This window comes from Fibrobacter sp. (assembly GCA_024399065.1).
Lineage (GTDB): Bacteria > Fibrobacterota > Fibrobacteria > Fibrobacterales > Fibrobacteraceae > Fibrobacter.
The window spans coordinates 1-12206 of sequence record JAKSIB010000026.1; the positions used below are offsets into that span (position 1 = coordinate 1).

At 51.1% G+C, this 12206-nt stretch carries 12 protein-coding genes and 3 tRNA genes; 6 read left to right on the top strand and 9 right to left on the bottom strand.

Features of this window, described 5'->3' with window-relative positions; all coding sequences use genetic code 11:
• The 4 genes from MJZ25_11730 to MJZ25_11745 all read right to left on the bottom strand — a co-directional run.
• On the bottom strand, window positions 1–82 hold an 82-nt coding region (locus tag MJZ25_11730), incomplete at its 3' end, for a hypothetical protein (GenBank protein ID MCQ2124846.1).
• Window positions 83–104: 22 nt separating this feature from the next.
• Window positions 105–176: transfer RNA gene (locus MJZ25_11735), tRNA-Thr, on the bottom strand.
• A gap of 40 nt (window positions 177–216) precedes the next feature.
• Window positions 217–299, bottom strand: a tRNA-Tyr gene (locus MJZ25_11740).
• Window positions 300–308: 9 nt separating this feature from the next.
• A tRNA-Thr gene (locus MJZ25_11745) sits at window positions 309–381 on the bottom strand.
• Window positions 382–638: 257 nt separating this feature from the next.
• Here MJZ25_11745 and MJZ25_11750 point away from each other — a divergent pair.
• Window positions 639–1199, top strand: coding sequence for a flavin reductase family protein (locus tag MJZ25_11750; GenBank protein MCQ2124847.1), 561 nt, complete (start codon window positions 639–641; stop codon window positions 1197–1199).
• An 11-nt stretch (window positions 1200–1210) separates the two neighbouring features.
• The gene (locus MJZ25_11755; protein ID MCQ2124848.1) at window positions 1211–1837 is read left to right on the top strand and encodes an N-acetyltransferase family protein; all 627 of its coding nucleotides are present in this window, start codon (window positions 1211–1213) and stop codon (window positions 1835–1837) included.
• 3 nt (window positions 1838–1840) lie between these two features.
• Here MJZ25_11755 and MJZ25_11760 read toward each other — a convergent pair whose 3' ends face one another.
• The 3 genes from MJZ25_11760 to MJZ25_11770 form a co-directional block, all read right to left on the bottom strand.
• Window positions 1841–2539, bottom strand: a complete 699-nt coding sequence (locus MJZ25_11760) for an HAD family hydrolase (GenBank protein MCQ2124849.1) — start codon at window positions 2537–2539, stop codon at window positions 1841–1843.
• 14 nt (window positions 2540–2553) lie between these two features.
• Window positions 2554–3633, bottom strand: coding sequence for a polysaccharide lyase (locus tag MJZ25_11765; GenBank protein ID MCQ2124850.1), 1080 nt, complete (start codon window positions 3631–3633; stop codon window positions 2554–2556).
• Between the two features lie 134 nt (window positions 3634–3767).
• Window positions 3768–4415, bottom strand: a complete 648-nt coding sequence (locus tag MJZ25_11770) for a hypothetical protein (GenBank protein MCQ2124851.1) — start codon at window positions 4413–4415, stop codon at window positions 3768–3770.
• Window positions 4416–4666: 251 nt separating this feature from the next.
• On the opposite strand from MJZ25_11770, the gene MJZ25_11775 reads away from it, so the two are divergent.
• A complete protein-coding gene (locus tag MJZ25_11775; GenBank protein MCQ2124852.1) occupies window positions 4667–6535 on the top strand; it encodes an endo-1,4-beta-xylanase in 1869 nt (622 codons plus the stop codon).
• Between the two features lie 115 nt (window positions 6536–6650).
• A complete protein-coding gene (locus MJZ25_11780; protein ID MCQ2124853.1) occupies window positions 6651–7937 on the top strand; it encodes a DUF763 domain-containing protein in 1287 nt (428 codons plus the stop codon).
• Between the two features lie 38 nt (window positions 7938–7975).
• On the opposite strand, the gene MJZ25_11785 is transcribed toward MJZ25_11780, so the two are convergent.
• Complete coding sequence (locus tag MJZ25_11785) at window positions 7976–8554, bottom strand: fibrobacter succinogenes major paralogous domain-containing protein (GenBank protein ID MCQ2124854.1); 579 nt, start codon at window positions 8552–8554, stop codon at window positions 7976–7978.
• A 424-nt stretch (window positions 8555–8978) separates the two neighbouring features.
• On the opposite strand from MJZ25_11785, the gene MJZ25_11790 reads away from it, so the two are divergent.
• On the top strand, window positions 8979–10190 hold the full coding sequence (locus tag MJZ25_11790) for a glycosyl hydrolase family 8 (GenBank protein ID MCQ2124855.1): 1212 nt from the start codon (window positions 8979–8981) through the stop codon (window positions 10188–10190).
• A 70-nt stretch (window positions 10191–10260) separates the two neighbouring features.
• Here the strand turns inward: MJZ25_11790 and MJZ25_11795 are convergent, their stop codons facing one another.
• The gene (locus tag MJZ25_11795; GenBank protein ID MCQ2124856.1) at window positions 10261–11592 is read right to left on the bottom strand and encodes a GntR family transcriptional regulator; all 1332 of its coding nucleotides are present in this window, start codon (window positions 11590–11592) and stop codon (window positions 10261–10263) included.
• Between the two features lie 173 nt (window positions 11593–11765).
• On the opposite strand from MJZ25_11795, the gene MJZ25_11800 reads away from it, so the two are divergent.
• Window positions 11766–12179, top strand: coding sequence for an acyl-CoA thioesterase (locus MJZ25_11800; GenBank protein MCQ2124857.1), 414 nt, complete (start codon window positions 11766–11768; stop codon window positions 12177–12179).
• The last annotated feature ends 27 nt before the right edge of the window (window positions 12180–12206 follow it).

The window sequence follows — 12206 nt, forward strand, 5'->3', positions numbered from 1 at the left end:
AAGTGGTTTTACCGTGGTCAACGTGACCGATGGTGCCGATGTTGCAGTGCGGCTTGCTTCTGTCAAAATGTTCTTTTGCCATGATTCTATCTCCATTTAGTGAGAGCCCAGATCGGGAGTCGGACCCGAGACCTCTTCCTTACCAAGGAAGTGCTCTACCACTGAGCTACCTGGGCATATTCCTCATAACGAGCTCTCATGTCGTCATGAGGTTAGTGGGTAGGAGTGGTTTCGAACCACTGTAGGCGTGAGCCAACGGATTTACAGTCCGTCCCCTTTAACCACTCGGGCACCTACCCATTATGTCAAGCCAAAGATAGGAATCGAACCTACGACCGGCTGATTACAAATCAGCTGCTCTACCAGCTGAGCTACTTTGGCAAGTAACCCTAACATTCGCGAAGAACATTAGAGTGTGCCAAATTTAATAAGAAGTACGATATCTTGTCAACGGATTTCCGCGTATTTTTCAAAAAAAATCAAATTTTTTCAATATTTATGTATACACGATAGGTTAAACAGTGTTGATAGATTGTGAATAGATGTTTTTTCGCCTACAACGGAGCAAAAGTTCATACACAACAACCAGTTACGCACACTTATGTATATTAGGCAAGTATTCAATCCAAGGAGTTACCATGCGCAAGGATCTCGGAAAGAAAGCTCTACTCTACCCCCAGCCCGTTTTGATCATCGGGACCTACAACGAAGACAAGACCCCTAATGCCATGGTGGCCGCCTGGGGATGCGTCAACGATTTCGACAAGGTGACCATCTGCATCGACAAGACCCACAAGACCATGGACAACATCAAGGCAAACAAGTGCCTGACCGTCAGCATGGCCACCGCCGCAAACATCAAGCAGCTGGACTATCTGGGTATCACCTCGGGCCACAAGGTGGCGGACAAATTTGCAAAGTCCGGACTTTCCGCCGTCAAGAGCAAGAAGGTCAAGGCCCCCATCATCAAGGAGCTTCCCCTGACCTTGGAATGCAAGGTCTTGAGCTACGACGAAGAAACCGAACTGCTCTACACCCAGGTGGTGGGCGTCTCCGCCGACGAATCCATCCTGAATGCAAAAGGCAAGGTGGACATCAAGAAACTTTGCCCCCTGTGCTACGATCCCGAAGGTCACGGCTATTACGCCCTAGGCGAAAAAATCGGCAACGCCTTTAAGGACGGAAAGAGCATTAAATAGTTTTGTTTGTCATGATTAGAATACGTTCTGCAAAAGTTGAAGACGCCGCAGCGCTACAAGCAATCTACAAACCCTATGTAGAAGGCACCGCCATTACGTTTGAATACGACGCGCCCTCTGTGGAGGAATTTGCAGAGCGAATCCGCGGGACGCTGGAAAAGCACCCCTACCTGGTTCTGGAACGAACCGAAGACAACGCAGGGAACGCCGGGGCTGTCGCGAGTTCGGAATGCACCGCGGACGAAAACTGCGTAGGTTCGGAGTGCATTGCGGACGAAAATGGCGCAGATGCTGCAGAAATTCTCGGGTACTGTTACGCCGGCGTTTTCAAGGCCAGAGCCGCCTACAGCCGCAGCGTAGAAACTTCCATCTACATCAAGATGGGCGAACACGGGAAAGGCTACGGCCGTGCCCTGTACAGCGAACTGGATCGCGAACTAAAATCTCGCGGGATTCTAAACGCCTACGCCTGCATCGCTTCGCCAAAACCTGGCAGCACCCACCTGGACAACAGCAGCCAGAAATTCCACGAACACATGGGCTACACGCTAGTCGGTACCTTCCACGATTGCGCCTACAAATTCGGGCAATGGTACAACATGATCTGGATGGAAAAAATGCTGGGGGAACACCGCTAATTTCTAGAAGCATTCTTCCATAACTTCTGGCAGTTCGCTAAAGTTACGGAGAACGGCGGCAGGTTTGTTGGCTGTGCCGAAACCGTAAGCCGCGTGGATAAAGGGAATGCCCGCAAAATTTGCAGCAGTTTCATCGCCGAGAGTGTCGCCTACATAAACTGCATTTGGCACGAAGTTCGCGTCGGCGACAGTTGCATCGCAATAATCGGTAGCGGCTCCGTTACAATCGGCACCGGCGCACAAGCCGTTTCGTTCACAGATGGCCTTGATGTTTTCGCCCTTGCTTTTGCCAGTGCGTCCGGACATTTCAAAATCCTTGAAGTACTTCTGCAAATCGCAGGATTCCAGGAACGCCTCGATGTACCCGCAAGGACAATTGCTGACAATGAACAATTCGTATTTTGCGAAAAGCAGTTCAAGTGTTGCGCGGTCCAAAAACAGCGGCGCACCGTGTTCTTTCAGGTAGTCGCAATGGGCCACGGCACACTGATTCATAATGTCTTCGCGGCGTGACTTTTCCATGTCCGGGAAATAAATTGCGCTGATTTCCTGAAGGTTCTTCCCCATCACATTTCGCAGGTCATCTTCAGAAATCACCTTGCCCGTATTGTTCTTCTGGAACACCTGATTCCATATCAGCGTCAAGGGAGCAACAGTATCCCAGAGGGTTCCATCAAGATCAAAAATTACAGCTTTAGGCATGGACACAAATTTAATTATTGCTGCTGCCCCATGGCGTTAAAGTCTTTTTCGTTCTTGAAATATTTTGGGGTTTCGCCGGGGCGCTTGGCACTGCGTTTGCCGACGTAATCACCAGCACGATTGTCGCTACGATTTCCGTCGCGATTATTGGAAAGCGCAGGCTTAATAGCCGACGAGCCGTCCTCCGGCGACACCACGTCTCCGCCAGATGCGCCAGGCTTCGCGTTCGCCACGGGAATGGAATCCGTGGAAACTACAAAGTTATCATAGCGCACGAACACGTCGTTAGCGGGAGCCCAGCTATCGTCGCTTCCGCCATGGAATGTAGAGAGGTAGAACATGTCAATTTTCTGGTCCTGGAAATCACGCAACCGCAAAGTATCCAAGTCCAGGGAAAGTTCACCGTCGAACCAACTTTGCACAACGCCATTCTTGTCGCCCGAACCTTCCGTAGTTACAGAATTCATGACCACGCGGGTCACCACATGATGCCACTGCCCCGGCACAAAATGTTTTTGCTCCGCAGTCTCGCCCAGGTTCCATTTGGCGTCATCACCGTAAGTACTGCCCTGGTCCACAAAGTAGAGGTATTGCACCACGGCACCATCCGTACGCCACATGATGCGAGCGCTCCAGCCGTCGCCTACAGAGGGGCGATTTCCGCCAGTGTAGCATTTGCCGCCGCAAAGCCCAGGCAACTTGCCGCCTTTCACAAATTCAAAACCAGGCTCGAACTGAATATCGTACGCCACCCACATTTCTTCTGCAGAAACATCGAGCGGCTGCTTCACCTGCCCGGCGCAGGCGGGGCGCTCACCCTCGTCATTGGGCCCTACGCAACCCTTGGGGTACTTCAGCTGCAGAACCATTCCGTGCTCTTCATCGTCCTGCACAATCTTTGCATTCTGACCACCGTTCTGTTCCATGGCATACCAGCTGGAAACTCCCGCCTTTTTAGGGAAGTCCTCCTGGGCCATCTTATCGGTGTACTGGCCCGCAGCACGATTTTCAAAATCCGCAGAAAACACCACATCGGCAAAAGACACCGAAGTGCAAGCCAAAGCCATTGCGAAAATTCCACGAGCTAAGTTCATAACGGGCCTCAAAAAGAAATGCAGACTCTATTGAAAATACATTCTTTTAGGGAGATATGAATACATATTGCGCCCTTATGAATAGACAAAAAGCCTCCCTCAAGGGGAGGCTTCTTTAACGAACAATCGTAAGCTTAGCGAAGACCTTTCTTCTTGTAGTAGTACAGTTTCAGCTGGCCTATGGTCTGATCTTCTGTGGATTCCACCTTGATGTCGGTTGCAAAGAACGGATAGATTTCATTGTCGCTATCCTTTGCGATGTACCAAGTTCCATCGGTTGCACCGAATATAGAGCTGCTGATTTCCGTATCTTCGTTGATTTCGAACATGCTCTTGCATACGGGAGTTTCTTCCGGCAGGGTGCCGGTCTTCAGGCCGGTGCTTAAGTCGGCTTCGTAGACAGAAAGAAGCATGCTCCTTTCAAACATGACGGTATCGACATCAACGCGAAGCTCCAGGTGCTTGGGAATTTCGCCACCAGTCTTGAGGCTAATGGACTGCTGCGTATCGGAGTTGATATCATTGGTCAGGATTGCAGAATCCAGCACCATTTCAATGCAGCGTGAAGAGGAAGACGCAACGACGGAAGAGGACGACTTGGCAGAAGAGGAAGATCCCGGTTCAGTTGATTCGTCAGCATCATCTTTTTGGTCATCGTCCTTTTGGATATCTTCGGAAATTTCATCGTCACTGGTACCAGAAGAACTATCGTCACCACAGGCGATAAGACCGAAGCCTGCCGCAAAAATGGCGGACCCTAGGAGAATTTTTTTGAAGTTCATATAGTATTCCTTTTTATGTACACAATTGTTTACACAACTGCACTCCCTAGAAATATTCTAAAAAATGTCGAATTGACCACGGCCATATTTGAAATAAGTAAAAAAACGCATTGTACTAGTTTCTTTTAAGCAATCCCACCTTATGGATATTTTATCCATAAAACGTATTTTGCCTCCTATATAAATTATTCCAACTGGAAATAGTTTTAGCCATGGTGTTATGGAAATTATTCCATATTGAGGATGGTTATATGAAAAAGTCTCTTTCCAGTTTTGCTTCTGGCCTTGCTCTGGCTGCAGCTTGTTCTGTACCGGTCTTTGCAGGTCCCGGCCTTGCCGATGGTGCCGCAAAGTTCGTAGGCAACATTACTCAGTCTAACACAGCCCCTGGCCCCAACGATGAATATACCAAGCTGTGGAACCAAGCCACGGCCGAAAACGGCTGTAAGTGGGGTTCCATCGAAGGTACCCGCGGCAGGTTCAACTGGGCAGGCTGCGACGCCGCCTACAACTGGGCCAAGAACAATGGCGGCCACTTCAAGTTCCACGCCCTCCTTTGGGGCGGTCAGTACCCCGGCTGGCTCGAAAGCCTGAGTGTCGATGAAACCAAGAAGGCTATTACCACCTGGTTCGACGCTGTCAAGGAACACTATCCTGATATCGAAATGATCGACGTGGCTAACGAAGCAATTCGTACCGGCAATGGGCAGTATCATTCCGGTTACACCAGAACCAAGATTATCCCTGCACTGGGGGGCGATAACAACGGCGATTACCAGTTCTTGACTACCGCATTCAAGATGGCACGTGAACGCTGGCCCAAGGCAATCCTTATTTATAACGACTATAACACCATCCAGTGGCATGTGGACCAGGGTATCAACCTGATCAACACTATCCGCAAGAATGGCGCTCCGGTCGACGCCTACGGCCTCCAGGCACACGACCTGATGAGCACCGGCGGTGGCTACAACGGCACCGGTGGCGGCGGCAACTGCCTGAACTACAATACCTTCGTTTCTACCATGCAGAAGATCCACAAGGAAACCAACAACTTCCCGGTGATCATCTCCGAATACGACGTCCCGTCTACCGACGATGGCATTCAGAAACAGTGCGTCAGCGAACAGGTCAAGTACTGGATGGAAGACCCCTATGTGGCCGGCATTACCTTCTGGGGTTACATCTATGGCCGTACCTGGCTGGACTGTAACGGTACCGCCAGCGGCTGCTCCGGCTTGATCAGGAACGGTCAGGACCGCCCGGCAATGACCTGGCTCAAGGAATATCTGGCAAATAACAAGGGCGTGAACACCACCGGTCTTCCTACCGGCGAAACCAGGGAACCGGAACCGCAGACTCCGTTCAAGGGCACAATCGCCATTCCGGGCAAGATCGAAGCTGAAAACTTCGACGTTCCGGGTATCGGCTCTGGAAACGATTCTTACAGCGTTGGAAGTTCCGGCCACGGCAACTCCGACTACCGTAAGGACGAAGCCCCTAACCTCTACAAGGGTGCCACTGGTGTTGTCATCGGCTACAATAGCGAAGGCAACTGGTACGAATACACTGTAGACGTGAAGGCAACCGGCACCTACACCATGTATGCCGCAGTCGCTTCTGCAAATAACACCTCCGGCTTCAAGCTCTCCATTGACGGCGAAGACATTACCAAGTCTATCTCTGTTCCCCAGGCAGCTTCTGGCGAGGAAAACTATAGCGACTACAACAAGGTCAGCGCCGATGTGAACCTTACCCAAGGCAAGCACATTCTTCGCCTCACCGTAACAGGATCCTGGTTCGACATTGACTACATGACCTTCGTTGCCAAGGGCGAAACAGATCCGGAACCCATCGCAAAGTCTTCCAGCTCCGCCGAACAGCCGGCAAGCAGCGATGACAAGGCATCTATCGGCCCGAGCCTCGAATTCGAATACGCAACCCGTCAGGACTTCGACATCTTCGACATGCAGGGCGCTTTCATGGGCCGCATCGGAGCATACAGCTTCGGCCAGGCAATCTCCTTCATCAAGGATAGCGACGTCAAGTTTGCAAAGGGCGTTTACTATCTCCGTTGCAAGAGCACCAAGCAGATGATGACTTTCAGCCTCACCGAATAATACGAAATTAAAACACACCCAAAACTAGGCTCCCGGACTTTTCTCCGGGGGCTTTTTTTGTCAGCTAATCATTTCCTTGAATAAACTTTGTTCTAGAACGAACTAATTTTTATTCATGCCTAAACGTACTGGTGTAGCGGACTTGCCTTTGCATACGGGGACTGTTCCCCGTTGGCTTGCGGACCGTATGCGTGACTTGGGCAGGCTCATTGCCGAATCCATCGTGGAGAATTACGGCAAGAGGGAATTCCTGGTGCGTTTAAGCGACCCGCTGTGGTTTCAGTCCTTCGGGGCGGTCATGGGCATGGACTGGCATTCCTCGGGAATTACCACCAGCGTGATGTACGCCCTGAAGCGTGGGCTGAACCCGATTGCAAGGGACCTTGGGATTTATGTGTGCGGCGGACGCGGAAAATTCTCACGGGAGACGCCAAACGAATTGCTGCAGATTGCGGACAAGACCGGCGTGGACGGGTATTACCTGAAGCGCACCAGTTGCCTTTGCGCCAAGGTGGACAACACTGCCGTTCAGGACGGTTTCCAGCTTTACCAGCATAATTTTATCGTGACGGATGAGGGCGACTGGGCGGTGGTTCAGCAGGGCATGAACACGGATGCCAGGGCAGCACGACGTTACCACTGGTGTTCCTCCAGCTTGCGGTCTTTTGTGGAAGAGCCCCACGCCGGCGTGGTGGGCGAAAACCGCGGGCAGATTCTGAACTTGACTCATCAGGATGCAGGCGTGACACGCAGTTCCATTCTGGAGTTGACTCACGAAAATCCCGACAGGATGATGCGTGAGATACAGCAGATTGTGGCTCCCAATTCTTCTGTCATTGTTTCGCCCCAAATGGATCTGTTCGCACCGCCGGAGAGTGCACAGCCCCTTATTATAAATCCATCGCGCGACCCTATCGTCGCAAATTCATCCCGCGACTGCATTATGCCCAGCCGTCACGAAGTCCGTGCCGAAGACGTCGACTTGAAGCGCCTCGGTGGAGTTCTTGCCACCGCCTACGAATCGGACCCCAAGGATTTCGAAAGCCTTTTGCTTACGCCGGGACTTGGCCCCCGCACGTTGCAGTCATTGACACTTGTAAGCGAAGTGATTAACGGAATGCCGTCCCGTTTTAGGGACCCCGCCCGCTATTCCTTCGCCCACGGCGGAAAGGACGGCCACCCCTTCCCTGTTCCCACCCGCGTTTACGACGAATCCATCCGCGTTTTAAAAGGCGCCATCGAGCACGCCAAAATCGGCGACCGCGAAAAGATGGATTGCCTCAACCGCCTTCACGCAACGCAACTTGCCATTGAAAAAGACTGCGAACCTCTCGCCGACTTCGACAAAACTATAGAACACGAAAAATCCCACTCGCAAGAGTGGGGCGGAAGAACGGTTTAATGGAGATCCCGGGTCTAGCCCGGGATGACATTAAAAAGCTATTCGTCCTTCACGCAGCGGACAGAAAGCCCGAAATCTTTTGCATAAGGATAGACGGAAACGTCCTTGCGGCCAGCCATCATGTGAATGCCGATGGATTTTTTGCTGGGCGCGGCTGTTGCACTCCACAAATAAGCATACAGCGTCTGGCGATCGAAGCGGCCACGGTAATCACGGAAACCCGACGGTATTCCATTAAAACCATATTCATCGGTGCCGTTGCCGTAATGGTTCCACCCTTCAGCAGATTTCAATTTGACGGCGGCAGAATCGCGGCCACCCACCTCAACAAAAAGCTGATCGAACTCCTCAGCAGTAGGCAAGTGCCAGCCGGCGGGGCAAACATCCTTCGCCACATCCCAAGTATAAAAACGACCGTACTTGCGACAGTCGTAATTGAAACGTGTATAGCAAAAACTTTCTTCCGCGGCAAAACTCAGGTTTTCTGCCATCCAAACCTGGGAGCCAATTTTTACCGTCTTGTATTCCTGATTATCGCGAGGATCCTTGAGAATCTCAGAAGCAAGGGACTCCCCCACATAGAATAGGAATACAGCTATTTGAAAAAATTTTCTCATTACCCTAAAATTATAGAATAAAAGAACTGTCTCGGAGATAATTCTCAATTTTAGGGCTATTTTACGGGAAAAACTGCTTTTTTAGATACCCGATTCCCGTAATTTATTAGGTTGTTTGTAATAGGTTTGTGGTTAGGGCTAATTTTTTCATGGCAACACGCCCCAAAAGGGAGCCAAAACAACGAAAATGCCAGTAAAAAACGGCCGATCAGAGCTGTTTTCCATTTCCAACACGACTTTCACGATAATTTGTTTGTAAAATTACGGGAAAAACGACACAAGTTGCAGCTCTTTTCCCGTAATTTGGCCACTTTTTTTAAAAAGATCCCCCGGGGACACGATAAATTCAAACAGCTGCAACAGTTTATTTTGTTTTAAACTTTTTCGCCGATTTTCACTTTGTTTCAAAGCTATTTTTATGCCCATGAGAAACATATTCCAGGAAATCGGAAAGACCCCGGCCGAAATCGAGGCAAAACTGAACAAGGCCTACGCCCACTTCTTTGAAGGCGACGTAGAAAACGAACGCATCTGCTTTGACAAGGGCGAGGACGAAGCCTACATCGTAGATATTGGCCACAGCGACATTCGTTCCGAGGGCATGAGCTACGGCATGACCATTGCCGCCCTGCTGAAAAAGCGTGACCTTTTCGACAAGCTCTGGAATTTTGCCCAACGCCACATGAAGAACACCTCGGGCCCCCTTGCAGGTTATTACTCCTGGCAGGTTTCCATGAAGGACTTTACCATGATGGACCCGGGCCCGGCTCCCGACGGCGAGGAATATTTTGCAGCCGCCCTGCTTTATGCCGCCAAGGTTTTCAACTGCGAAAAGTACAAGCAGGAGGCCATCCAGCTGATTAACGACATGGCCCACAAGCCTTGCGAAGGCGATGTGCACACCATGATGGATGTGGACGTTGGCCTGGTGCGATTCTCCCCCATGGACGGCAACGACTTTACCGACCCCAGCTACAACACCATCGCGTTCTATCGCATGTACGGCGAAGCCACCGGCGACGAGATCTGGAAGCGCATTGCGGAGAACAGCTTCAACTACTTGCAAAAGGCGGTACACCCTGTGACAGGTATTGCCGCCGACTACAGCGAATACGATGGAACGCCCAAGGCAACCCCCTGGTACCCCACCAGCGACTGCTTCTGCGGTGACGCCTGGCGCGTGGCCTGGAATCTGGGGCTTGACGCAGCAAACATCGGCGACGCACTGGAACGCGCCAGCAAGAACGGCGGCAATAATAGCGACAAGGCCGACGAAAACGGCGACAAGAATGACGATAAGAATGCCGATAAGAATCTCGCGGCCCTCGCCCACGTTCGCGACTGGGAAATTGCCTCCATCAGAAAGCTTTTGAATTTCTTGAACGAGCGCCGCCCCTACCTTGCCGACATGCGTATCGACGGAAGCGCCTTCCCCAACGAGCCGCGCCCTGCAACCGGCGGCCTCATTGCCATGAACGGCGCAGCAACTGTGGCATTGCCTGCTGGCGACCCGCTGATCAAGCCCTTCGCCGAAGACCTGTGGAACATGGAAATGCCAAGCGGCACATGGCGCTATTACGACGGCACCCTCTATATGCTGGGACTGCTCGCCTGCTCCGGCAAGTTCAACGTCTAGGCATCACACAGACGCACAAATTTCTTCATTAACCATAAGTGTCGCGGCTTCTTGCCGCGGCATTTTTCATTTACACTGGATTTTTCTCGACCACGCGACCAAGGGGTGCTTGCATAAAGCGCCTCTGTTCCGCGTAAATCGTGGGTGCCAGAATATGGTAAAGAGCTTCCTTCACCATGGTCCCCACGTTGAAAGCAAAGGAATCGAAAACGTATCGGTAACTGTCGATGGTGTCGTCGAAACCCACCACATAGGGTACCGGCTTTCCCTTGGATTTAAAGCAATCAATCACAGTTGTAGCCACCCAGTCGTTGGCGCACACGAACTGGTTCAAGGTGGCTCCTTCCAGCAAACGCTCCACCATCTGGGTAATAAATTCCTGGCTATCCTGCCCCACCTTTTCCGTGTGATTCTTCAAGTCAAAAGGTGACGCAAAACGGTCATCTACAAGAGGCTCTACCTTTACGCCGGCCTCTAGCAGGCCCTGCAAACGGGCCTTGGACCAAAAGCTCCAATGGTAGGGAGAAATGTAATGGACCGAATCCACGCCTTTCTTTTTAAGATGCTGGCCAACAATGAACCCAGCCTCCTTACCGAAGGCCACATTGTAAAAAGCCCACTTTTTCTTGTTGCGCACACTGAGAGGCACCACGTCGGGGGCGTACTCCCACCACACCGAAATGGGGCTCTGGAAATGGGCAAAGTGAACGAATAGTTTTTGAGGATCATCCACCAGCCATGTAGAAAGGAATGCGCCCAAGCAGTGGTTATCATTCTTTACCACATAGGCAGAGCCGTCGGGATTAAAAATCTGGTTGCTCTTTTCGTGGTAGCCCAAAAAATGCACTACCAGGTTTTGCTCTGCGGCAATGCGGGCTACCGTCCTGAAAACGTCGGATTCGCGTTCCGATTCAATGCGCATTCTGCCACGTTCGTCTGAACGGTGCAAGAACAAAATGTAGTTGGAAGAATCGATGGAACGTTCTTCGCTAAAGAAAACCTTGCGGCCATTGCGAACAAGAATTCCCTGCTCCACTTTCTGGTTCAAGAACTTCTTTACCAGGTAAGGCGAAACGCGATAACGGATGGCCAAGTCGCCAGAGGAAGGCAACTGCTCAAAGGCATTGAGGTAACCGCTTTCCAGATCCTTCTGGAACTGCTTTTCGATTCCGGTGTAAACATCTTCAACAGGGCCCACGGAAACCTTGGGCGCACTGCCCCAGAAACAGCCCTTGCCCTGAATCAGCATGATGGTGCCTTCGGAAGCAAGCTCCTTGTAAACCTTGTGGATGGTCGTTACCGAAAGCTTTAGCTGCTGAGCCATCTTGCGGACCGAGGGCATTTTGTCGCCGTCCTTGAAACCTGCGGCCTTGATAGATTTCTTTACTTCGTTGATCAGCACTTACCTTACCTCGTTACGCCCGAAATCTAGTTTATTTAAGCTACGGAAATATACCACCGTTTATTCTTATTTCTTTTTTGAAGAGACTAGCCGACTTGACACAGTCTGCCTTTGTAGTTACATTTTGTGCAGTAAAAAGCATCGTGGCGGCCTAGCTGGCCAAAGGATAATCCATGGAAACTTGTAGCTACGAATACACTGCACGAATCGAAGTGCGTTACGCCGAAACCGACCAGATGGGCATTGTCCATCATTCTGTTTATGCCGTATGGTTTGAACAGGCCCGCACCGAGTTTTTCCGCACTGCTGGAGCAAGCTACGCCGACATGGAAGCCGAGGGTTTCGCCTGCCCCGTCTTGGAACTGGGCGTGCAATACAAGGCCCCCACCCACTACGGTGAATTCGTGGATATCAAGACCACCCTGGTCAAGGAAGACAAGCTCCGTTACCGCTTCAAGTACGAGCTTTCTGTAGATGGCAAACTTTGCACCGTGGGCACCACCTTGCACTGCTTTACCAAGGCCGGGCGCCCCACCAGGGAACTGCCTGCAAAGATTGCCGTGTTCTTCCCCACCGATGCAAAGTAGTTCACCAAATACTCACTAAAATTTGAA

Excerpts from the sequence above, each read along its gene's own strand:
- MJZ25_11750 (MCQ2124847.1), top strand. The coding sequence starts at position 639 with ATGCGCAAGGATCTCGGAAAGAAAGCTCTACTCTACCCCCAGCCCGTT.
- MJZ25_11755 (MCQ2124848.1), top strand. The coding sequence starts at position 1,211 with ATGATTAGAATACGTTCTGCAAAAGTTGAAGACGCCGCAGCGCTACAA.
- MJZ25_11760 (MCQ2124849.1), bottom strand. The coding sequence starts at position 2,539 with ATGCCTAAAGCTGTAATTTTTGATCTTGATGGAACCCTCTGGGATACT.
- MJZ25_11765 (MCQ2124850.1), bottom strand. The coding sequence starts at position 3,633 with ATGAACTTAGCTCGTGGAATTTTCGCAATGGCTTTGGCTTGCACTTCG.
- MJZ25_11770 (MCQ2124851.1), bottom strand. The coding sequence starts at position 4,415 with ATGAACTTCAAAAAAATTCTCCTAGGGTCCGCCATTTTTGCGGCAGGC.
- MJZ25_11775 (MCQ2124852.1), top strand. The coding sequence starts at position 4,667 with ATGAAAAAGTCTCTTTCCAGTTTTGCTTCTGGCCTTGCTCTGGCTGCA.
- MJZ25_11780 (MCQ2124853.1), top strand. The coding sequence starts at position 6,651 with ATGCCTAAACGTACTGGTGTAGCGGACTTGCCTTTGCATACGGGGACT.
- MJZ25_11785 (MCQ2124854.1), bottom strand. The coding sequence starts at position 8,554 with ATGAGAAAATTTTTTCAAATAGCTGTATTCCTATTCTATGTGGGGGAG.
- MJZ25_11790 (MCQ2124855.1), top strand. The coding sequence starts at position 8,979 with ATGAGAAACATATTCCAGGAAATCGGAAAGACCCCGGCCGAAATCGAG.
- MJZ25_11800 (MCQ2124857.1), top strand. The coding sequence starts at position 11,766 with ATGGAAACTTGTAGCTACGAATACACTGCACGAATCGAAGTGCGTTAC.